Origin of the sequence: Paraburkholderia phytofirmans OLGA172, assembly GCF_001634365.1 — a bacterium.
Taxonomy (GTDB): Bacteria; Pseudomonadota; Gammaproteobacteria; order Burkholderiales; family Burkholderiaceae; genus Paraburkholderia.
Window position 1 is genome coordinate 3,987,208 of record NZ_CP014578.1, and the last position, 22,939, is coordinate 4,010,146.

18 protein-coding genes are annotated in these 22,939 nt (G+C 60.3%); 4 read left to right on the forward strand and 14 right to left on the reverse strand.

Annotated elements, in window-relative coordinates; genetic code table 11:
* Positions 1-11 precede the first annotated feature (11 nt).
* Positions 12-1,091, reverse strand: a complete 1,080-nt coding sequence (pyrC, locus tag AYM40_RS17515; protein ID WP_063498087.1) for a dihydroorotase — start codon at positions 1,089-1,091, stop codon at positions 12-14.
* 189 nt (positions 1,092-1,280) lie between these two features.
* Between pyrC and AYM40_RS17520 the strand changes: the two genes are divergently transcribed.
* Positions 1,281-2,207, forward strand: a complete 927-nt coding sequence (locus AYM40_RS17520) for a class II glutamine amidotransferase (RefSeq protein ID WP_082855120.1) — start codon at positions 1,281-1,283, stop codon at positions 2,205-2,207.
* Positions 2,208-2,473: 266 nt separating this feature from the next.
* On the opposite strand, the gene AYM40_RS17525 is transcribed toward AYM40_RS17520, so the two are convergent.
* The 7 genes from AYM40_RS17525 to AYM40_RS17555 form a co-directional block, all read right to left on the reverse strand.
* Positions 2,474-3,199, reverse strand: a complete 726-nt coding sequence (locus AYM40_RS17525) for an amino acid ABC transporter ATP-binding protein (RefSeq protein ID WP_063497320.1) — start codon at positions 3,197-3,199, stop codon at positions 2,474-2,476.
* Positions 3,196-3,873, reverse strand: a complete 678-nt coding sequence (gene gltK / locus AYM40_RS17530; RefSeq protein ID WP_054034499.1) for a glutamate/aspartate ABC transporter permease GltK — start codon at positions 3,871-3,873, stop codon at positions 3,196-3,198. Before gltK ends, AYM40_RS17525 begins: the two co-directional genes overlap by 4 nt.
* A complete protein-coding gene (locus AYM40_RS17535; RefSeq protein ID WP_063497321.1) occupies positions 3,873-4,613 on the reverse strand; it encodes an amino acid ABC transporter permease in 741 nt (246 codons plus the stop codon). The genes gltK and AYM40_RS17535 overlap by 1 nt, the downstream gene beginning before the upstream one ends.
* An 82-nt stretch (positions 4,614-4,695) precedes the next feature.
* The gene (locus AYM40_RS17540; protein WP_063497322.1) at positions 4,696-5,589 is read right to left on the reverse strand and encodes a glutamate/aspartate ABC transporter substrate-binding protein; all 894 of its coding nucleotides are present in this window, start codon (positions 5,587-5,589) and stop codon (positions 4,696-4,698) included.
* Between the two features lie 297 nt (positions 5,590-5,886).
* Positions 5,887-7,200 (reverse strand): Glu/Leu/Phe/Val family dehydrogenase, encoded by a 1,314-nt coding sequence (locus AYM40_RS17545; RefSeq protein WP_063497323.1) that lies wholly within the window; start codon positions 7,198-7,200, stop codon positions 5,887-5,889.
* A gap of 138 nt (positions 7,201-7,338) precedes the next feature.
* Entirely contained in the window at positions 7,339-8,301 is a 963-nt protein-coding gene (locus tag AYM40_RS17550) for a LysR family transcriptional regulator (protein ID WP_063497324.1), read from the reverse strand.
* A 144-nt stretch (positions 8,302-8,445) separates the two neighbouring features.
* Complete coding sequence (locus tag AYM40_RS17555; RefSeq protein WP_063497325.1) at positions 8,446-9,189, reverse strand: hypothetical protein; 744 nt, start codon at positions 9,187-9,189, stop codon at positions 8,446-8,448.
* 987 nt (positions 9,190-10,176) lie between these two features.
* On the opposite strand from AYM40_RS17555, the gene AYM40_RS40345 reads away from it, so the two are divergent.
* Positions 10,177-11,127: a hypothetical protein gene (locus AYM40_RS40345; protein ID WP_148662200.1), complete on the forward strand. Its 951-nt coding sequence runs from the start codon at positions 10,177-10,179 to the stop codon at positions 11,125-11,127.
* A gap of 332 nt (positions 11,128-11,459) precedes the next feature.
* Positions 11,460-12,848, forward strand: coding sequence for an adenylosuccinate lyase (purB, locus tag AYM40_RS17570; protein WP_063497328.1), 1,389 nt, complete (start codon positions 11,460-11,462; stop codon positions 12,846-12,848).
* Positions 12,849-12,938: 90 nt separating this feature from the next.
* On the opposite strand, the gene AYM40_RS40350 is transcribed toward purB, so the two are convergent.
* The 5 genes from AYM40_RS40350 to edd all read right to left on the reverse strand — a co-directional run bounded on the left by AYM40_RS40350 (position 12,939) and on the right by edd (position 18,372).
* The gene (locus AYM40_RS40350) at positions 12,939-13,325 is read right to left on the reverse strand and encodes a hypothetical protein (protein ID WP_148662201.1); all 387 of its coding nucleotides are present in this window, start codon (positions 13,323-13,325) and stop codon (positions 12,939-12,941) included.
* A gap of 318 nt (positions 13,326-13,643) precedes the next feature.
* Positions 13,644-14,147 (reverse strand): gluconokinase, encoded by a 504-nt coding sequence (locus AYM40_RS17575; protein WP_063497329.1) that lies wholly within the window; start codon positions 14,145-14,147, stop codon positions 13,644-13,646.
* A 10-nt stretch (positions 14,148-14,157) separates the two neighbouring features.
* Positions 14,158-15,543, reverse strand: a complete 1,386-nt coding sequence (locus tag AYM40_RS17580) for a gluconate:H+ symporter (protein WP_063497330.1) — start codon at positions 15,541-15,543, stop codon at positions 14,158-14,160.
* Positions 15,544-15,799: 256 nt separating this feature from the next.
* Positions 15,800-16,441 (reverse strand): bifunctional 4-hydroxy-2-oxoglutarate aldolase/2-dehydro-3-deoxy-phosphogluconate aldolase, encoded by a 642-nt coding sequence (gene eda, locus AYM40_RS17585; RefSeq protein WP_063497331.1) that lies wholly within the window; start codon positions 16,439-16,441, stop codon positions 15,800-15,802.
* Positions 16,442-16,467: 26 nt separating this feature from the next.
* Entirely contained in the window at positions 16,468-18,372 is a 1,905-nt protein-coding gene (gene edd / locus AYM40_RS17590; protein ID WP_063497332.1) for a phosphogluconate dehydratase, read from the reverse strand.
* Between the two features lie 291 nt (positions 18,373-18,663).
* On the opposite strand from edd, the gene AYM40_RS17595 reads away from it, so the two are divergent.
* Positions 18,664-19,509 carry a MurR/RpiR family transcriptional regulator gene (locus AYM40_RS17595; RefSeq protein WP_063497333.1) on the forward strand — a complete coding sequence of 282 codons (846 nt, stop codon included), beginning with the start codon at positions 18,664-18,666 and terminating at the stop codon, positions 19,507-19,509.
* A 195-nt stretch (positions 19,510-19,704) separates the two neighbouring features.
* Here the strand turns inward: AYM40_RS17595 and AYM40_RS17600 are convergent, their stop codons facing one another.
* Positions 19,705-22,845 (reverse strand): YadA family autotransporter adhesin, encoded by a 3,141-nt coding sequence (locus AYM40_RS17600; RefSeq protein ID WP_148662202.1) that lies wholly within the window; start codon positions 22,843-22,845, stop codon positions 19,705-19,707.
* Positions 22,846-22,939: the final 94 nt, after the last annotated feature.

Sequence of the window (22,939 nt, forward strand, 5' to 3'; positions counted from 1 at the left end):
CTAACGCAACCTCAGACGAGACGCCAACCAATCGACTCACCGCCGCGCAGCGGCACAACAGGCGTGTCGCCGACCGGCAATTCAGCCGGCAACGTCCATTCTTCGCGACGCAGCGTGACTTTCTCCTCGCTACGCGGCAGACCGTAGAAATCCGCACCGAAGAAGCTAGCGAAGCCTTCGAGCTTGTCCAGCGCGCCGGCCTTGTCAAATGCTTCCGTATAGAGTTCGAGCGCATGCAGTGCCGTGTAGCAACCCGCACAGCCGCACGCGTGTTCCTTCAGACCCTTCGGATGCGGCGCGCTATCCGTGCCGAGGAAGAAGCGCGGATTACCCGAGGTCGCCGCCTCGACCAGCGCCACGCGATGCGTCTCGCGCTTCAACACCGGCAGGCAGTAATAATGCGGGCGAATGCCGCCCTGGAAAATCGCGTTGCGGTTGTACAGCAGATGATGCGCGGTGATCGTCGCACCCAGCAGCCCCGGCTCCACGCCGGCTTCACGGATGTAGTCGACGGCATCCTTCGTGGTGATGTGCTCGAACACCACCTTCAGCGCCGGAAATTCGCGCCGCAACGGCGTCATCACGCGGTCGATAAACACCTTCTCGCGGTCGAACAGGTCAATCGACGAATCCGTCACTTCGCCGTGCACCAGCAACGGCATGCCGGTTTCCTGCATCACTTCGAGCGTTTTGGCGCACTTCATGATGTCGGTGACGCCCGCGTCCGAGTTGGTCGTCGCACCCGCCGGGTACAGCTTCACGCCATGCACGAAGCCGCTTTCGCGCGCGCGGCGGATTTCGTCGGGCGGCGTGTTGTCGGTCAGGTACAGCGTCATCAGCGGTTCGAACTTCGCCCCGGCCGGGATCGCGGCGACGACGCGCTCGCGATACGCCTGCGCCATTGCGGTCGTGGTGACCGGCGGTTTCAGGTTAGGCATGATGATCGCGCGACCGAACTGGCGCGCGGTATCCGGCAATACGGCAGCGAGCATCTCTCCGTCGCGAACGTGCAGGTGCCAGTCGTCCGGGCGGGCGATCGTAACAGTGTCGATGGTGTCGATCGAATCGAGGGAGGCGTTGGAAGCGGTCATGGCGAGAGGGGAACGAGATTCGGCGGCAAAAAAGCCAATCGGCATGCTCAAAGCGGTACAAATCACAGCAATTCGCAACGCTAGAGCCTAAACACACGTCAATTTTGCTGTTTGGCGCTTCTGGCTCGGTGATATGCTTGGAAAATCATCATTGTAACGGCTCGCCCCGTTCACAGGCTTACCCGCAACATGTGCCAACTTCTCGGAATGAACTGCGCCGCGCCGACGGACGTCACGTTCTCGTTCACCGGCTTTGCGGCGCGCGGCGGCGTCACCGATCACCACGCGGACGGCTGGGGCATCGCCTTCTTCGAAGACAAAGCCTGCCGCCTGTTCATCGACCATCAATCGTCGGCCACCTCGCCGATCGCCGAGATGGTCAAGCGCTACCCGATCAAATCGAAGAACACGATCGCGCATATCCGCAAGGCGACGCAAGGGCACATCCTGCTCGAGAACTGCCATCCGTTCATGCGCGAACTGTGGGGGCGCCACTGGATCTTCGCGCACAACGGCGACCTGAAAGATTATTCGCCGGCGCTTAACGGCGTCTATCAACCGGTCGGCACGACCGACAGCGAACTCGCGTTCTGCGCGTTGCTGCAAGGTTTGCGCAAAGCTTTCCCGGGCACGCAGCCGCCGCTCGGCGAACTGTTCGCCGCACTCGAGACCCTCACGCGCGAGATCACGCAGTTCGGCGTATTCAATTTTCTGATGTCGAACGGCCAGGCGCTGTTCGCGCACTGCTCGACGCATCTGCACTACATCGTACGGCGCTGGCCGTTCTCGACCGCGCATCTGGTCGATGCGGACGTGTCGATCGATTTCGCCAAGTACACGACGCCGGAAGACCGCGTCGCCGTGATCGCGACCAAACCGCTCACTGATAACGAAGTGTGGACCGCTTTCGAACCGGGCGATCTGATGATGTTCCAGCACGGTGAAGTGATCGACCGAGTCAACGTGCCCGTGCCGGCTTCGGTGCTGGAGAAGCTGCGCAATCCGGCGTTGGACGCCTCGGCTTCGGCAACTACGATTGCGGCTTCGATTGAGGCGGTGGCCACTGCCGAGGTCGATCTCGAAGCCGCGGACGACACCGCCGCTTTCGAATCCTGATCTGCGCGTGCGTTCGCTAACGCCCGAATGGCTGGAGCCCGCATCTACCAGCATTCGCCAACTGAAGAACGCCTGAACGGCGGGCGCCGTCGCAAAGGCCCGAACGTCAAAACGTCAGAACGTCAGAACGTCAGAACGTCAGAACGTCAGAACGTCAGAAATAAAAAAGCCGCTTCTTTGAACTGTCCAGCCTTTTGGGTGCAGTTCAAAGAAGCGGCTTTTTTGCATGGGTCACGCCAACCAGTCAGCGCGGCTCAAGAACAACCTCAGTGCAGGATCTTCGCCAGAAAATCCTTCGCGCGATCCGACTTCGGATTCGCGAAGAAGTCTTCCTTCTTGTCGTCTTCCACGATCAAGCCCTTGTCCATGAAAATCACGCGGTGCGCGACCTTCTTGGCAAAGCCCATTTCGTGCGTGACGCACATCATCGTCATGCCTTCCTGCGCGAGTTCGACCATCACGTCGAGCACTTCGTTGATCATTTCCGGATCGAGCGCGGAAGTCGGCTCGTCGAACAGCATGGCGATCGGGTCCATCGACAGTGCGCGCGCAATCGCCACACGCTGCTGCTGACCGCCCGACAGTTGCCCCGGAAACTTATCCGCATGCGCACGCAGACCAACGCGATCGAGCAGCTTGTAGCCCTTGGTCGTGGCCTCGTCCTTCGAACGGCCGAGCACCTTGATCTGCGCAAGCGTCAGGTTCTGCACGATCGACAGATGCGGAAACAGTTCGAAGTGCTGGAACACCATGCCGACCTTCGCACGCAGCTTCGACAGATTGGTTTTCTTGTCGGTCAGCGATTGGCCGTTGATGACGATCTCGCCCTTCTGGAACGGCTCGAGGCCGTTAACGGTTTTGATCAGCGTGGACTTGCCCGAGCCCGACGGCCCGCACACCACCACCACTTCACCTTTTTTGACTTCCGTCGTGCAGTCGGTCAGCACTTGAAACTGACCGTACCACTTCGAAACATTCTTGATAGAGATCATCTTGCGACCTTTTTCTGAAGACCTTTGACGAGGCTCGACGCGATCACGCAGATCACGAAATAACACGCGCCCGCGAACAGTACCATTTCGACATTCGTACCGTCACGGTCGCCAATATTCGTGGCGGTGCGGAAGAAGTCGGCAAGGCTGATCACGTAGACGAGCGACGTATCCTGAAACAGCACGATACCTTGCGTAAGCAGCAGCGGCACCATCGCGCGGAACGCCTGCGGCAGCACGATGAGGCGCATCGCCTGCGGGTAGCTCATGCCGAGCGCAAACGCGGCATTGACCTGCCCGCGCGGCACCGCCTGAATGCCGGCGCGGATGATCTCCGAATAGTACGCAGCCTCGAACAGCGAGAAAGCGACCATTGCCGAAGCCAGCCGGATGTCGATATCCGGCGACAAGCCCAGCACGTTCTGCAGCACCTGCGGCACGATCAGGAAGAACCACAACAGCACCATCACCAGCGGGATCGAACGGAAAACCGTGACGTAAGCCTTCGCGAACCATTCGAACGGCTTGATCGGCGAGAGTCGCATGATCGCGAGAAGGGTGCCCCAGACGATGCCGATCACGATCGCAATCAGCGTGATCTTGATGGTGACGATAGCGCCGGTCCACAGCGTAGGCAGTGCGCCCGGAATACCGCTCCAGTCGAAATGATGCATCACTTACCTCCGATATAGCCGGGCAACCGGGTCTTGTGTTCGACCCAGCGCATCAGTTGCATCACGATCAGATTGATCAGCACATACGCCAGCGTGACCGCGATGAACGACTCATACGTCTGCGACGTGTAGTCGACCAGTTGCCGGGCTTGAGCTGACAGATCCAGCAGACCGATGGTCGACGCGACCGCCGAGTTCTTGAAGATGTTCAGAAACTCGGACGTAAGTGGCGGCACGATGATCCGGTACGCCACCGGCAGCAGCACGTAGCGATACGTCTGCCATTGCGTGAAACCCATTGCCAGGCCCGCGGCGCGCTGGCCGCGCGGCAACGCGTTGATGCCCGAGCGCACCTGCTCGCACACGCGCGCAGCGGTGAAGAGCCCAAGACAAATGATCGACGACGAGAAGAACTGCGCACTCGGCGGCAGTTGCTTGTACCAGGTCCCGATCGACACCGGCAGCAACTCCGGTATCACCAGATACCAGATGAAGAACTGCACGATTAGCGGGATGTTGCGGAAGATTGCGACATAGAGCGTGCCGATACCCGACGCCCATTTATTCGGCACCGTGCGCAGCACACCAAAAAGCGAACCGACGATCAGCGCGATCACCCATGCCGAAAGCGACACGGTAATCGTCACCCAGAAGCCGGACATTAGCCAGCCGAGATAGGTAGTCGGCTCGCCGGTAGAGACCGGACTCAGCAGAATGCCCCAGTTCCAGTGATATGACATGACCAAGACTCCAGCAAAAAGAAACGGAAGAAGCGCGTGGCCCCTTCCGTCTCGTTCAGCGTTTCAAAAAAACAGCTGAGGTTTAATCGATTGCCTTGTCATTCGGGCTCTTGAAGAGCGCCTTCATGTCATCGCTTTCCGGGAAGTTCAGGTTCAGGCCCTTCGGCGGAATCGGCGATTCGAACCATTTCTTGTAGATCTGATCGGCTTCGCCCGAGGTTTCGACCTTGGCGATTGCTTCGTCGACGACCTTCTTGAATTCCGGATCGTTCTTGCGAATCATGCAGCCGTACGCTTCATGCGATTGCGGCGTGCCGACGATCACGAAGTCGCCCGGGTTGTTCGACTTGGCGCGTTCGCCTGCCAGCAGTGCGTCGTCCATCATGAACGCAGCAGCGCGGCCGGTAGAGAGCGTCAGGAACGACTCACCGTGGTCTTTCGCGCTGATGATGTTCATGCCCATGCTCTTGTCCTGGTTCATCTTGCGCAGGATACGCTCGGACGTGGTGCCGGCGGTCGTGACGACCGTCTTGCCCTTCAGGTCGGCCCAATCCTTGACGCCGGAATCCTTCTTGGTCATCAAACGCGTGCCGATCACGAAGATCGTGTTCGAGAACGCAGCCTGTTGCTGGCGCTCGGCGTTATTGGTGGTCGAGCCGCATTCCATGTCGACGGTGCCGTTCTGCACCAGCGGAATACGGTTTTGCGATGTGACCGGCGTCAGCTTGACCTTCAGGTTAGGCATGTTCAGCTTCTGCTTGACCGCCTCAACGACCTTCAGCGCGAATTCCTGCGAATAGCCGATGACATTCTGCTTGTCGTCGTAATACGAAAACGGGATCGACGATTCGCGATGACCCAGCGAAATCACGCCCGTGTCCTTGATCTTTTTCAGCGTACCGGCGTCTTGCGCATGCGCGCCAACCGTAAACAGTCCGAGAGTCGCGAGCAGCAGCGCAGCTTTTTTAACCTTCATGTGTGATCTCCTTGGCAAGAACCGGCGCCAGTTTAGCAAAGTAATTATTCTGAAAGTATCGCTATAAACCATGTTTGTTGCGTGCTCCCCAGGGCACTTCCTCCGGGGCGCGCGCCGCTACGCGTATTGTCGTTTTATACGGCGCTTCCGGGTCGGTCAACCTTTCCGGACATACAAAGGCGGGCGGCATCGTATCGATGCCGCCCGCCGGGTCGAACACGCGGTCTTTTGAACCGCGTCGAAGCAAGGATCGGAGAGGTCCGCGAGGTAGCGGACCCGCCGGTTCACGCAATCAGATCAGGGATACAGACCGCGCAATTCGCGCGCTTCCAGGATCCGCTTACATGCGACGATAAACGCCGCGGTCCGCACGGACACCTTCTGTTCGCTCGACACCTGCCACACTGCGGCAAACGCTTCACGCATCACGCGCTCGAGACGCTGGTTGATCTCGTCTTCGGTCCAGAAGAAGCTCGAGAAGTCCTGCACCCATTCGAAGTACGACACCGTCACGCCGCCGGCATTCGCCACCACGTCCGGAATCACGAGGATGCCGCGGTCGTGCAGAATGTCGTCCGCTGCCGTGGTGGTCGGGCCGTTGGCGCCTTCCACGACGATCTTGGTCTTGATCTTGCCGGCGTTCTTTTCGGTGATCTGGTTTTCGAGCGCAGCCGGAATCAGGATGTCGGATTCGACGTTCCAGAATTCTTCGCTCGCGATCGCATCGGCTTCCGGGAAACCGCCCACGCCACCGTGCTTCGCCACGTAATCCAGCAGCGCGACCGCATCGATACCGGTCGACTTGTACAGCGTGCCGGTGTGATCCTGCACCGCGACCAGCTTCGAGCCCGCTTCCTGGAACAGACGCGCAGCGATGCCGCCCACGTTACCGAAGCCCTGCACGGCGATACGTGCGCCTTCGATGTCGACACCAATGCGGCGTGCGGCTTCGGAGGCGACCACGAACACGCCGCGGCCCGTCGCTTCACGGCGGCCCAGCGAACCGCCCAGCGTGATCGGCTTGCCCGTCACGACGCCCGTGGCCGTTTGGCCCTGGTTCATCGAGTACGTGTCCATCATCCACGCCATGATCTGCTCGTTCGTGTTCACGTCCGGCGCGGGGATGTCGGTATTCGGCCCGATGATGATGCCGATTTCGCTGGTGTAGCGGCGCGTCACGCGCTCCAGCTCGCCACGCGACAAGGTGCGCGGGTCGACACGAATACCACCCTTCGCGCCGCCGTACGGCACGTTCACAGCAGCGTTCTTCACCGACATCCACGCCGACAGCGCCATCACTTCCGACAGCGTCACGTCCTGGTGATAGCGCACGCCGCCCTTACCCGGACCGCGCGACACATTGTGCTGCACGCGATAGCCTTCGAAGTGCGCAACTGTGCCGTTATCGAGTTCGATAGGCACATCGACGATCAGAATGCGCTTCGGGCGCTTCAGGGTTTCAAGCCAGCGGGACAGTGAGCCGAGGTACGGCGCGACGCGGTCGACCTGACGCAGGTAGTTGCCCCACGGGCCGAGGTCGTCTTTATTCAGGTAGGAAGGAACCGACTGCAACGTTGATGCGGATTGTGCTGCTTGTTGCTGGGATGACATGAACGCTCCGGCGTTGATCGAGTGACAGCATTGTCGAAAAACGCCGTTTTGAAATCCAATGCCGTTTCCTTATCCGATTATGTTTTTTTTGCATAACCGTTGAGAAGCCGCAAATTCGCGTCGTGGGGACGCAGGTTTTCAGGCAGCGCTTGCGCCTTGCGCCAACTCCTCCGACACCACGTCCCATAACTGCCGCACGAGTATCTGCCGCGCATCGTCGCCTTTCGCGGCCAGCTTGTCGCGATAGAGGCGAATCTCCATGGTCAGCGTGAGCTGCCCCTCCGGCGTGCCACGCGTTGCGCGATCGAGGCGGATCAGCTTGCCGTCGGCAACCGCGTCTTCCACGGCGCTGTGGGGCAGAAAGGCGATGCCGTGGCCGGCCAACGCCATCGCTTTGAGCCCCTCGGCCATGTCGGTTTCGTACAAGCGGTCGAGATACAGGCGCTCTTGCGCATTAGCGAGGATCACTTCGGTCATGCGCCCGAGGTACGCGTTCGGCGTGTAGGTCAGATAGGGCGTGGGCGTTTCGGCCGTGCCCGGCAGCGTGTGCCGGGCACGGCCGGCGCGGCCCGGCGCCGAGAACGGGCTGATCGGCTCGTTGCCGAGCGTCAGCATGTCGTAGCGCGCCGGGTCAAGCGCGATTGGATGGCTCGGATGGTGATAGCCCATCATCAGATCGCAGCCGCCTTCCACCAGCGCCAAAGCCGCATCGTGCACGTTCAACGCCCGCAGCCGGGTGTGAATCGGGCCCATTTGCGCTTCGATGCGCTGCAGCCAGCGCGGGAAATACGTCAGTGACAGCGTGTGCGGGACTGCGAACTCGATGGTCGCCTGCGGCGTCGCCGTGTGCCCGCGCAGCAGGGCACGCGCCTCGTGGAACTGCGACAGCATCGCCAGCGCCTGCTCGTAGAACACCTGGCCTGCCGCCGTCAACCGCGTCGGGTAAACCGAACGATCGATCAATTCCGTGCCCAACCACGCTTCCAGTGCCTGAATCCGCCGCGAAAACGCCGGCTGCGTGACGTGACGCGATTCGGCCGAGCGGCTAAAACTACGCGTTTCCGCGAGCGAAACGAAGTCTTCGAGCCATTTCAGTTCCATGCGAAGCCTGCTGCCAGCGGGAGGGAGGAAGTCAGCATTCTAGATCGGTGTCGCGATGCATACCGCGGCCATTAACCTCCGTTCTTGCCCCACGGCGACATGCGACGACCGTGTGCCGGCAACAGGCCGGGTGCAAGAGACGCACTAGGCCTCGCCCCCTTCCATGACGCGATGGTTCCCAATACGCTCGACCTCACCGAGTCCATTGATCACGCATGCCTGGCCAATCAGCCCTTCGCGGTCCAAGCCGGAATCTTCGAGTTGTTGAGCCGTCAGGCTGCCACTCGCCACACCGATATACACCCAATACTGCAATGGCCGGCAGCCGATGCCCAGTTCGCCGGCATCGCTGATAACTCCAAAATGCTTCAACGCCCGATAGTGATCGGGCCGGGCATTCTTGTCGTCATCCGACTTCCATTGCTCGATGAAACTGTCGTAGCGGTTCGCCCGCAACGCGACGAAATCGTACGTCCATGCGTCGTTGAACACCGATTCGAGAAAGGCCCGGCGGGCGCCGTCAGCACCCATGACCCTGCACATCTCGCCGAGTAGCCCGCAGTTGAGATTCGCCGTCGCATCGTTGAAGTGGACAGGCAATCCCACGACCATCCAGTTCGCGGCGCCCTCCCCTTCACTGGCTGCCGGCTGATCGAACTCCATACGAATACCACGCGCATCCCAGTCCAGAAATGCCCGCATCAGGCATTCAATATCGTCGGCGAACAGCCATTCATCCGGCCCGGCCTGGGCGCCGCCCGGGTCGTCGCCTCCACAGCTGACTGCGAACCGTGGACGTCCGATTTCGTTGATGTATTCCTCGAATTGTGCACCGCTGGTAATGACCGACCGGAAGACCGTTACACCCTGCCGGGGAGCTTTCATCATTTACAACCTCCTCGCTTTACTTGATTTTTTTGGAATACAGGAGCCGACACAATACTCAATTTTTTATAAATATAGAAGCATAGCCGTTAGATTCAGCAAATACTTCATTATTACGCCGGCAATGAACCGGATAGTTAATTGACGATGCCACACCATTAAAGCCGCTCTGCAACAGGTATTTCGTATTCGAGCATTACACCTCTACGGCGCCTCGCAACATGCTATTAATTTGAAAGGCTTAACGAAAATTACCTGGCGATCATGTATATCGCATATCGCGCAGTCGCCTTCGATAAGAAGATATTTAAAGCCATGGTGAAGCGTTGTCGACTTATTTCCTCCTTTTTTCCGTAGGAAGCTGACTGCAACCTTTTACGGAGATTAAGCTAGACTCCTGCAACAGTCCTTAGTCGTTCCTCGGTGCATGGCGGCCTCTCCCCGGGCCGCAGCATTGTTAATGCGCCCGTTAGTAGCGGGCGTCTTTTTTTTGAAGGTATTCGACGCCGCCCTCCGGGCGTCTCGGCATAAACAAGCGTGTCGTCATAAATAGCTTTCGCGCAGCGTAGTAGATGTGCTATGTGCAGTGAATAAAGTCGCGATCCGTATGTTCGACATTCAATGAACATTCTTGAGATTTGCTGGCAGCGATCGGTTCGATTTGCGGAGGTTCCGCCTATCCCCATTCGGGCGTTACATCGCCAGGCCACGCTTATTAAGCGAATTTTTTGCGCATATCGATTCCCGCACCACGGATTTGAGCTCGGCCGTTGGAATTATCCCGGTAAAAGTTTATTTTCCCGGGCACGCATCGGTCGCTCGATAGTGAGCATCTGTTTCGAAGGCGAGGTTTTCTTGTGGGATTGAGTGGCCTGCTTCCGGCAGCCGGATGATTACCCCGTAGATGACCTGAGTGGCACATCGCTATTACTGGTACTGGTTTATCGTCTCCGGGCTATTGACTCCACAGCGAGGCATTGCGAAAAATCCATGTCAACGATCAGCCCTTCCGTACGGATCGAAGGCAGCATCAGCCAGCCCAGGTTACGTGCATCCGACCCGTTCCTCCCACCCTTCGGCAACGAGTGGGCGTTGCTGCCCCCCGAGGGCAACTTGCGCGCTGAACTAGGCGCGCTTCTGCGGACGTTCTGTCTACATGATGAAACTATCTGGTCGATGTGCCACTGGGCGTCCCCGTGGCCGGAATCGCCGTCTGCGCCTATGGCGGTGCCGCCCCCGCTCAACGACGCCATGCCGCTTGGCGCAAGTGTCCTGCCGGACGCGTCCGCCATGCGCATGACGCCGGATGTAGCTCGAGTGCCCGGCAGTTCTGCTCACCATGTTGTGGTAAGGGCCGCCTGCGCCATCGGCGCCGCCGCGGTCCTGATATGGGTCGCCTTCGACGATTTGCCGCAGCGTCACGCGAAACCCTACGCCACTTCGGCGCAACTACCCGATGTCGCAAAACACACGCCCGCTCAGGCACACCCACGTGACGTCGGGTTCCCTACCAGCGGGCAGACTCTTGCGCCGGCCACCTTACAGCCGCATCGGGTTGAAGCGCGCCCCGCGCACCGCGTGATGCGTGACGAGATTCACGTTATGCGCTTCGAAGCCCACCACCCCGATTCGCGGACTGTCAGCAGTGCGCGGCGCTCAGGTAGGGCTGTATTGTCTACAGCCTCGCCCAAACTCGCGCCGGCGGCCATCACGCACCGGTCGTTGGCTCGCCCGTCGGCAGCGGGAAGGTACGCGTCATTCGCGCCGATAACGCTCGGCATCGACGAATATGCGGCCGTCACGCTGCCCACTGATGCGCCTCTTCACGACGCTGCGTTGGTGCAGCCGGCAGTACATCGCGGCAACTTCGGCGATACCGAGTGGATGAGCCATCTACCGCAGCGGCGCATAACCGAAGTGCCCGGCGAGTTTTCGAAGTAGCCGTGGCGAGTACGGAACTGGGGCAGAAAGGATTCGGACAGGCCGGAACGATTCCTTGGCGATCCGCGCGCAAATCTGGCGATAACGCTAAATGCCAGAAATCGGATTCCGCCGGTTGGCTCACCGCAGGAAAGCCAATATTTTGCGTTGGGTGACGCAGCACCTTATCAGGCGCTCCGCCATGAGCATCAGCGGCAAAATCAAGCTTTTCCTCTGTGCCGCCGGAACGCCCCGCGGGCGTCGCGATGGAATCAGGGGTCCAAGCGTCCGGTGGTAAAATTCCGGGTTCCCGCAGTTTCCCCGCGTTTTCACCCTTGCGTCACGCCCCCATCATGTCCGACACCCGCCCCGACACCCTGTTCGCGCTGAACGCGCTCTCCCCGCTCGACGGCCGTTACGCGTCGAAAACCGAAGCCCTGCGCGAGTGGCTCTCGGAAGCCGCTTTCATGCGCAATCGCGTGACGGTTGAAATCCACTGGCTGATCGCGCTCTCGCACGCCGGTTTCGCCGAAGTGCCGCGCTTTTCAGCAGCGGCCGAGCAATTCCTGCTGCAACTGGCCGAGCGCTTCACCGCGCACGACGCCGCGCGCATCAAGGAAATCGAACGCGTGACGAATCACGACGTAAAAGCGGTCGAGTACTGGCTGAAAGAATCGGTCAAGGGTCAGGAAGAACTGGAACGCGCGAGCGAGTTCATCCACTTCGCCTGCACGTCGGAAGACATCAACAACACGTCGCACGGCCTGATGCTCGCCGGCGCGCGTGAACACGTCATTCTGCCGGCACTGCGCTCGGTGCATCAGCGACTCGTCGCGCTGGCTCACGCGCAGGCCGAACAGCCGATGCTGTCGCGCACGCACGGCCAGCCGGCCAGCCCGACCACGCTCGGCAAGGAAATCGCCAACGTCGCCGCGCGGCTGGAACGCGCGATCGACCGTATCGCCAAGGTCGAACTGCTGGGCAAGATGAACGGCGCGGTCGGCAACTTCAATGCGCATCTGTCTGCGTATCCGGAATTCGACTGGGAAGCGTTCTCGCGCGAAGTGGTCGAACAGCGCCTGAAGCTCACGTTCAATCCGTACACGATCCAGATCGAACCGCACGACTACATGGCCGAACTGTTCGACGCCGTGTCGCGCGCGAATACGATCCTGCTGGATCTGGACCGCGACGTGTGGGGCTACATCTCGGTCGGTTACTTCAAGCAACGCACGAAGGCCGGCGAAATCGGTTCGTCGACGATGCCGCACAAGGTCAATCCGATCGACTTCGAAAACTCGGAAGGCAACCTGGGCTTGGCCAACGCCACGCTGCGCCACCTCGCCGACAAGCTGCCGATTTCGCGCTGGCAGCGTGACCTGACCGACTCAACGGTGCTGCGCAATATGGGCGTCGCGTTCGGCTACTCGCTGCTTGCGTACGACTCGCTGATCCGTGGTCTCGACAAGCTCGAAGTGAATGCGCAGCGTCTGAATGAAGACCTCGACAATTGCTGGGAAGTGCTGGCCGAGCCGGTGCAAACGGTGATGCGCCGTTACGGCATCGAGAACCCGTATGAGCAGTTGAAGGAACTGACGCGCGGCAAGGGGATCACGCGTGAAGCGCTGCAAACTTTCGTGACTGGTCTCGCGATTCCGCAAGATGCGAAGGATCGTTTGCTCGCCATGACGCCGGGTTCGTATATCGGCAAGGCAGTCGAACTGGCTAAGCGGATCGCTTAGAGCCGGACAATCCGGCTCTAAGCGATATAAAAGGCGCTCCGTGAACTGCACCCCACAGGTTGAACCGGTGTCCAACTTTTCGGGGTCAGTTCACCAAGAAGCGCCTATTTTTGGCCGGCAGCCGAGTCGTAGGTGTTCGATTTCGAGTTCCAAGCGTCGGTCATAGATATACTGTTGCTCTGAATAATCTCCCCCCGTAACCCCGTACACCAGCCAACGTTCGGGTGATGCGATCGCCGCATTGATGGAAGTGGTAATTTGTTTGCAGCGCGGATCGTTTGAACTAGTCGAAGCGGTTGAAGACGCCGCCTGCCGAATATTTCTTTCAACAGTGCTGAGCAACTTTACTTCGGCCCCTTCACTTGCTGAGGCAAGGGGAGCCCCCCTTCCCGCGTGAGCGGCGCCGGCTAGCAATAACACGCCGATTGTCGCCGCAAATGCTCCGCTGCCATTCTTTATGAGAGAGAGTTCCGCCATCGTTCGCCTCCAACAGGATTGGACAACATAAGTGCAGCTGACTGACTGCGACTAATGCTTCTGCAACCTTCATACAGAGTGTTTGGCTGTCCCATTCTGCAAAGCCAAAACGCATAAAAAACTCAGACAATTCCCAAATTCACGTCAGAATAAAGTTCAAAGGCGATTGCACCAAAACCCGGCTACCGAGTGAGTCGGACGCCTGTTGTGGGCTACTGTCGTAACGGCGTGCATTCCGTCGAGGGCGCCCCAAAATGAAACGCCTCGGCCACGCAAGCGCGGCCGAGGCGTCGATATCAGGAGAACGTCGCTGAAACCTTACCGGATCTTCATCTGCCTCAACACGTCGTCGACGATCTCTTCCGGCGACAACTCGATGCTCACCGTGATCGCCTCGTCCGGGCCCGGCTCTTCGAGCGTATCGAGCTGACTTTGCAGCAGCGATGGATCGAAGAAGTGACCGGTACGCGTGGTCAACCGCTCGCGCAGCACCTCAAACGAACCCTTCAGATAGACGAAGCACACGCCCTTATCACCGTTGCTACCGCCGCGCAGAACCTCGCGATACGAACGCTTCAGCGACGAACACGTGAACACCGCCTGCTCGCCCGCCCTCTGCTTTTCTTCGATCGCCGCACGGATGGTTTGCAGCCACGGCCAACGGTCTTCGTCGGTAAGCGGAATGCCGTGGTGCATTTTCTCCTTGTTGGCGGCGCTGTGAAATGCATCGCCGTCGGTGAACGCGCAGTGCAGGCGTTCCGCCAGCATTTCGCCAATCTTCGTTTTGCCGGCGCCCGACACGCCCATTGCGATCAGAATCATCAGAAACTCCTTACACGACCGTCGCGAGCGCGAAAGTCAAACCCAAGCCCATCAGTGAAATGATGGTTTCGAGGAGCGACCATGTCTTGAAGGTCTGCCCCACCGTCATACCGAAGTATTCCTTGATCAGCCAGAAACCGCCGTCGTTCACATGCGAGAAAATCAGCGAACCCGAACCCGTGGCGAGCACCAGCAATTCCGGCGTGACCTGCACGCCGCTGGCGGCGGTGATCGGCGCGACGATGCCGCAAGCGGTGGTCATGGCGACCGTCGCCGAACCCGTGGCCAGACGAATCAGCGCGGCCACCAGCCAGCCGAACAGCAGCGGCGACAGGTGCATGGCCATCGCGACGGCGACGATTTCCTTCGAAATGCCGCTATCCATCAGCACGCGCCCAAAACCGCCGCCCGCGCCGACGATCAGCGTGATGCCCGCGATCGGTGCGAGACATTCGCCGCAGAACTTCTGGATCTGCTCACGATTGAAGCCGCGGCTCGCACCGAAGGTCCAGAAACTAACCAGCACGGCAATCAACAGTGCCACGTCCGAATTGCCGACGAAATGCAGCAGATCGTTCGGCAAGGTCTTCGGCGTGGAGACGAGGTCGGCCCAGCTGCCGATCAGCATCAGAATCACCGGCAAGAGGACCGTGAACAACGTGACGCCGAAGCTCGGCAGTTCGCGCTTCGGCGCCGCGCTCTTCGCGTTATTTTGCGCGTCGTCACCATGGCCGAGGAATTGCGCGGCAAGCGGGTTGTTGTTCGGCAGCTTGATGTAGCGGCTGATCAGCAGCGCGAACAGCGGACCGGCCACGATCGCCGTCGGCACACCCACCATCAGACCGTACGCAATCGTCTTGCCAATGTCGGCGTGATACGCCTGCACCGCGAGCATGGCAGCCGGGTGCGGCGGAATCAGACCGTGCACGACGGACAGACCCGCGACCATCGGCAAGCCGACCAGCAGCAGCGACTTGTTGGTGCGTTTAGCGACGTTGAACGCGATCGGAATCAGCAGCACGAAACCGACTTCGAAAAACACCGGCAAACCGACGATGATCGCCACGACCATCATCGCCCAATGAATGTTCTTCTCACCGAACCACTCGATCAGCGTGGTGGCGATGCGCTCCGCGCCGCCCGATTCGGCCATCATTTTGCCGAGCATCGTGCCGAGGCCGACCACGATCGCGATGTGGCCGAGCGTATTGCCGTTACCGGTTTCGAACGATTTGACGATCGTGCCGATCGGCATGCCGGATACGAGACCCAACAGCAGCGAAACAATGATCAGGACGAGGAACGGATAAACCTTGTAGCGGGTGATCAGCAGGATCAGCAGTGCGATGGCGATCACCGCGAAAACCAGCAGCATGCTGCCGTGGACAGCTTCCATGAAGCGCCTCCTTTGCGTTATTGATTGTCGGTGCGGAACACGGCTGGCACCTGTCTCACTGCGACCTGAAGCGGTGCCTGAAAACCCGGCAAGCCGCGCGGACGCCGAATTTTACTGTTTGTTGTCTCTAAAAGCGCGCGAATCTGGCACGCATATCGAAAAGGAGCCTCGCCGCGACAGCCTGACAGACTGTTTCGACGAGACCCCTTTGCGTAGGACCTGGCTAGCGAATTATCGTATCGTGCGCCGATGCAGCTTAGTGAGCAGATGGGACGAGCTCGCTGGCGGCACGCGCGAGGCGCGTGACTTCGTCCCAGTTTTGCGCGGCGAGCGCGGCTTTCGGCGTGAGCCACGAACCGCCGACGCACACCACGTTCGGTTGTGCGAGGAAATTGATAGCGCTTTCGGCAGTGATACCGCCGGTTGGGCAGAATTTTAGCGTTGGGAACGGGCCGTAAAACGCCTGCAGCATCGGGATACCGCCGGCTTGCTGCGCCGGGAAGAACTTCACGATCTCGTAGCCGAGTTCCAGCGCGGTGATGATGTCGGTCGGTGTCATTACGCCCGGCAGCAGCGGCAAGCCGGCGTCCTGCGCGGCCTTGTGCATGTCTTTCGTCAGACCCGGCGAAACGCCGAACTGCGCGCCAGCTTTCTTCGCCTGAGCGCAGTGCTCCGGCTTCGTGATTGTGCCGACGCCGACAACGATGTCTTCCGCCAGTTGACTCGCGCGCTCGATCGCTTCCAGGCCGGCTGCAGTGCGCAGCGTGATTTCCAGCACCTTCACGCCACCCGCGTGCAGTGCGCGCGACACGTGCTCACCCTGCTCGACCGAGTCGAACGCGAGCACCGGAATCACCGGACCGAGGCGTACGATATCGCTTACTGTTTTCGCTGTCATAGTCAGACTCCTTGTTTCTGCAGCGTTTAGCTGGCTTGAGTGGTGCTTGTGTGTTTTTTGGCGTGTGCTTTGGCCCGCTCGCCGTGGTGCGCCGCGTGCTCGCCCACCATCGGACCGAACACCGAGGCGCCCTGCTCCGCCGGCGCTGCCGCCGCGCGGAACACGCCGAACAGTTCACGGCCGAAGCCGACTTCGTTTTCCGCCTGATGCTGCGGCAACGCTTCTGGCCGCGCCGCCCATTCGGCCGCATCGATTTCGATGTCGAGCACGCCCGCGGCCGCATCGATCACTAGCATGTCGCCGGTGCGGACTTTGCCGATCGGGCCTTGCAGCAAGGCTTCCGGCGACAGGTGAATCACCGCCGGCACTTTGCCCGACGCGCCGGACATGCGGCCGTCGGTAACCAGTGCAACGTGGAAACCTTGATCCTGCAACACACCGAGCAACGGCGTCAAACGATGCAACTCGGGCATGCCATTTGCGCGGGCGCCCTGGAAGCGCACCACGGCGATGAAGTCGCGTTTCAGTTCGCCTTTGTCGAATGCTTCCTGAACCGCTTCCTGCGAATCGAACACGATGGCCGGCGCCTTCACCTTGCGATGCTGCGCTGCCACCGCGGAAATCTTGATCACGCCGCGACCGAGCTTGCCCTGCATCAGACGCAAGCCGCCGTCCGGCTGGAACGGTTCCTTGATGCCTCGCAACACCGCCGTGTCTTCGCTCTTTTCCGCACCCGGCACCCATTGCAGCTTGCCGTCGATCAGCTTCGGTTCTTCGGTGTAGTGATGGAGACCCTTGCCGGCGACGGTGTTCACGTCTTCATGCAGCAAGCCTCCTTCCAGCAGATTGCGGACCAGGAACGCGACGCCGCCCGCAGCATGGAAATGGTTCACATCGGCCTTGCCGTTCGGATAGATCTTCGCGAGCAGCGGCACGGCTTGCGACAGCGTGTCGAAGTCGTCCCAATCGATCACGATGCCGGCCGCCCGCGCAATCGCGACGAGATGCAGCGTGTGATTGGTCGAACCGCCCGTTGCCAGCAATGCGACGATGCCGTTGACGATCGCTTTCTCGTCGACCACGTGGCCGATCGGCATGTAGTTGCCGCGATCCACTGTCAGATCGAGCACGCGGCGCGCGGCCTGCGCGGTTAGCGCGTCGCGCAGCGGCGTATGCGGGTGCACGAACGCCGAGCTCGGCAGATGCAGGCCCATCACTTCCATCAGCATCTGGTTGCTGTTCGCGGTACCGTAGAACGTGCAGGTGCCGTGACTGTGATACGCGGCGGCTTCCGCTTCGAGCAGCGCGTCGCGGCCGCATTGGCCGGTAGCGAAGAGCTGACGGGTCTTGGCTTTGTCGTCGTTCGACAGGCCGCTGCCCATCGGGCCGGCCGGCACGAAAATCGTCGGCAGATGGCCGAATTGCAGCGCGCCGATCAGGAGACCCGGCACGATCTTGTCGCAAATGCCGAGGCAAAGCGCTGCGTCGAACATATTGTGCGTGAGGGCGACTGCTGTGCTCATCGCGATCACTTCACGCGAGAACAACGACAGTTCCATGCCCGCGTTGCCTTGCGTGACGCCATCGCACATGGCCGGCACGCCGCCGGCGAATTGCGCGACACCACCGTTTTCACGCGCAGCCTCTTTGATGATGTCCGGGTAGTTTTTGTACGGCGCGTGCGCGGACAGCATCTCGTTGTACGAGGACACGATGCCGATGTTCGGCTGGCGGATCTGCTTGATGACGAGCTTGTCGTGGCCTTCGAGACCAGCAAACCCGTGAGCCAGATTGGCGCACGAGAGCGCGCCGCGTGCCGGGAATTTGCCCTGAGCGTGCTCGATACGGGCCAGATACGCCTCGCGAGTGGGCTTGCTGCGCTCGACCACGCGTTGCGTGACCTTCAACAATTGCGAATGCGGGGAAACCATCGGAGCTCCTTCGTCGCTGGCGTGAGGCGTAGGCGCACTATGCCAGGCAGGTATCGCGGGGATGTCGAAACGGTCGACGTCGTAATGTTAGTAGAAAAACTACATGATCGCAATCACGACTGCCGTTGCGTCGCCGCATCTTTGAATAGCTACACCGCCTTACTGGCTTTGCCTTAGCGGCATAGGCATCAAAACCTAGGGAATACACCTACCGCCATATATGTAGTTTTTGTACCTTATTTTGCAATCAGATATAGTCCATGCATTCTTCAGCATAGTGCGAGTTTTTCAATGATGCTGTCCCAGGTGGAAGAGATGCGCGACCAGTTGCGCCCGTCCGAGCGCAAGCTGGCCGATTACGTGATCGAAGCGCCGCGCGAGGTGCTCGATCTCTCGATGACCGAGGTGGCCGCGCGCGCCGGCGTCAGCCAGCCGACCATCGCGCGCTTCTGTCATGCGCTCGGGTTTTCAGGCTTTCGCGAGTTCAAGATCCGTCTGGCGCAGGGCATTGCGGCGGAAGTGCCGGCCGTCTATCGCGATGTGCGACCGGACGAGCCGACGCCGGGCGTCGCCGCGAAGGTGCTCGACCGGACTATCGGCGCGCTGATCCAGGTGCGCAACAATCTGTCGTCGGACAGCGTGGCGGCGGCGATCACGCTGCTTGCGCAGGCGCGGCGCATCGAGTTCTACGGCGCGGGCGGGTCAGGCATTGCAGCGCTGGACGTGCAGCACAAGTTTTTTCGCTTGGGTATGCCGAGTGTCGCGTATTCGGATCCGCATACGTTTCTGATGTCGGCGGCGCTGCTGGGTGAAGGCGATGTGGTGGTGGCGATTTCAAACACCGGGCGCACACGCGATATCGTTGACGCGACGAAGTCGGCGCTGGCAAGCGGCGCGAAGGTGATTGCGATCACGCACGGCAATTCGCCACTCGCGCGGCTCGCGACGGTCGGCCTGTTTGCGAACGTCGATGAAGATACGGATATCTTTTCGCCGATGACCTCGCGCGTCTCGCATCTCGCGATCGGCGACATTCTGGCAGTGGGAGTGGCGTTGAGCCGGGGACCAGAACTGGTCGAGAAGCTGGCGCAGGCGAAGGAAGTGATCAACCGCCGAAGGATCGATCCCCGCGGATAACGGGTGACCCTGCGCGCCTGACCACTCCTCCGCAAGCGGTGCACGCGAGGCAAAATGCGCTTGCTAGGCATCGACGTGCCGAGACGCAAAAAAGGCGGGCTCCCCGAAAAGAGCCCGCCGTTCAAACCACCTACCTAAGATCGGTTCACGAAAAGCACCCAAACCGCAGCGCTTTTCGCGACCATCACCCAATGCTTACCACTGATACGACGCGCCTGCGCCGTAGGTCGTATCCGCCGCGCTGATCCCCGCGCCGACCTTGACCTTCAGGTTCGCGGTTACACGCGCCGACGCGCCCAGTGCCATAGCCTGATAGCCCTTGTAGCTGCCGCCGGCAACGCCGACTGCGAGCGTCTTGCCCGGATCGACTTCCGGAATCATCGTCAACGCGGTAGCAGCTGCAACACCGCTATAAGCGTTACGCGCGACCGAGCCCAAGCCCGACTGGAATTGACGCATGTTCACGGCGTCCGTCGGGCCTTGGCCGTCAGCGACGTTCGTGATACGGCGTTCGTTGCCCAGCGAACCCACCGATACGGTGTTCGCCTGATCGGCCACCGAGCCTGCGCCGAGTGCCACCGAATTGTCGCCACTGGCCTGCGCGCCGCCGCCCATCGCCATCGAACCGCTGCCGGTCGCCGATGCTGCCGGACCACCTGTGTCAGTCGCGATGCTGCTGCTGCCGGTCGACTGCTGGTTCTGCACCGCCTGGTTCAGGTTAGCCACTTGCTGGTTGGTGTTCCACAGCTGTGCGCCAGTTACCGCATCTGAGCTCGTTGCCGACAGTTCACCGTCCTGCAAATTGGTCAGCTTCACCTTCGGCGCGCTGGCCGAACCGCCCAACGTCACCTGGTTGTGTGCCGCGCTGTCATACGACACCGCGTTCGCCACCGAGCCGCTCATCGTGCCGACAGTTGTTTGCAGGCTAGCGATGTCCGACGTGTTCTGCGTCACACGACCGTCGATGTTGGTGATTGCTGCGCCGACGCCGTTCACGGTCGTGCCACCAACGGTGTACGTGGGCATCGAGATCGTGCCGTCCTCATTGACGGTCGAACCGCCGCCCAAGGCGTCTGCCGTACTCTTGGCGTTTGCATGCAATTGCGCGCCGTTCACCGCGTCGCTGCTTGACGCATTGACCGCACCTGCCGCAACTCCCGTCACGACACGGTTACCCGCTGTGCCGGCCATATTGACACGCAGACCGTCCGTAGCCGCACCGACAAGGATGTCGCGCGAGGTCTGATCTTGCGTGACCATGCCGATACTGCCGTTGTTGATCTGCGTCTGCAGCGTCGACAGACCGTTATCGAGCGAATCGAGTGCGCCGCCGACCGTATTCTGCGTGCCGCCTTGCACGTGGTACGTCGGGCCGGTGACCGAACCATCGGCATTGACCTGCGCACCGCCGCCGAGCGACGCAACAACCGGACTCAACTGACCAACGTTGACTGCGGAGTTGCTCGTCGTGCCGGCTGCGACGCCGACCAGTTCACGTGCGCCTGCGGTGCCCGCAAAGTTGACGTGCGCGCCGTCCTTGTCGCTCGCAACCATCAGGTCACGTGAGGTCTGGTCCTGTTGCACCAGACCCAGTTCGCCGTTGTTGAGCTGGTTCGTGATGTTGCTCACCGAACCTTCAACGTTCGTCACCCGCGAATCGATTTTCGTGATGTCGCCAGCGTTCTTTGCAATGTCAGTCGAATTCTGAGCGATGTCGTCTGCGTTCTTTGCAATGTCGCTCGAATTCTGGGCGATGTCGCCTGTATTCTTTGCGATGTCGCTGGTGTTCTGCGTAAGCGCTTCGCCGTTCGCCGCCACGTCCAGGTTCGTCTTGTTCAGCTGCGAGCCATTCACCGCGTCGCTGCTCGTCTCGCTCAGCGCGCCATCTGCAATACCCGCCACCACGCGGTTGCCCGCCGTGCCGGCCATGCTGATCTGCAGACCGTCCGTCGCTGCACCAACCGTCAGGTTACGCGTGGTCTGATCCTGTTGCACCAGGCCCACTGCGCCGCTGTCGAGCTGTTTCGTGATGTCGCTCACCGAGCCTGCAACATTGTCGATCGCGTCAGCGTTCTTCGTGATTGCATCGCTATTCTGCGCAATCGCGTCGCTGTTCTGGGCGATGTCGCTGGTGTTCTTCGTGATCGCTTCGCTGTTCTGCTCCACGGTCGTGTTCGTCGCAAACAGTTGCGAACCGTTCACCGCGTCGCTGCTCGTTGCATTGAGCGCTCCGGTCGACACGCCCTTCAGTTGACGCGCGCCCGCCGTGCCGGTGAAGTCCACCGTCGTGCCCGCTGTCGCGCTCGCCACCGTGATAGCATGGCTCGTCGCATCCTGTTGCACAAGACCGGTCGAACCGCTGTTGATGTTGGTGATCGCCGTGTTCAGCGTCGAGATGGCGTCGGCGTTCTTAGTGACGTTATCGTTCGTCGTGTACAGCTGCGCGCCGTTCACTGCATCCGTGCTCGATGCCGACACTGTGCCTGCCGCCACTTTCGAGAGCATCGTACCTGAAGCGCCGCCCAGCGTCGCTCTGCCCTTGGTCGCATCGTCGTAGGCAACGAACGAGTTCGTTGCGTTCCCGCTCGTATCGGTTTTCAAGCCGGCAGCCTTCAACTGCGCGTAATTTACAGCATCAGTACCTTGCGTCGCGGCTGCCACATTGACCAGCTGGCGCTGCGCGGTTGCAGATCCGATCGAGACGGTGTTATCTCGGTCAGCAGCAGCGTTAGCGCCCAAAGCCACTGAATTGCTTCCGGTCACGGACGCCGCAGTACCCAGAGCAACGGCGTTGGCTGTCTGCGCTTTAGCCGTTGCGCCCAAAGCCATCGCGCCCTGCTGCGAGGCGATTGCCGTGTCGCCAATTGCGATAGCAGAATTGGCAGTGGCGGATGCCGCGGCGCCCATAGCGACCGAAGCAAGTCCAGACGCGTTAGCATCAGCGCCAATGGCAGTTGCGGACCCAGCAATGGCCTTGGCACGCACGCCTACAGCTAACTGATCCCAGTTGCCATTAGTTTTACCGGAAATTGAGGTGCCGGTCCCTGCACCGCCCGCTGTTGCGGAAGACCCAATAGCAACGGAACTCGTCCCGCTAGCCGTCGTGCAGTAGCCAGTACTCGCTCCGTCGATTGCGATACTCGTAGCGTCCTGAGCACTGGTGCAAGCGCCTAAAGTTGTCCCTGCAAAAGTATCCATTGAACCGCCCGCAGCAAGCATTGCCACTACAAGTGCGATCTTGTTGCGGCTGCTCTTACCGCGGCTCCTCGTCACTTCCGACGCGGCGACATACGTCCCGGCGCGTTCATTCCATACGCTCTTGTACGACTTGTTCATGATTTCATCCTTCTGAATATCAGTTATGGGTTTGATGTCGCGGGAGGTGTCTTACCGAAGTCCTGCGCGCGTCACTGAGTAGCAGAAGGATTAA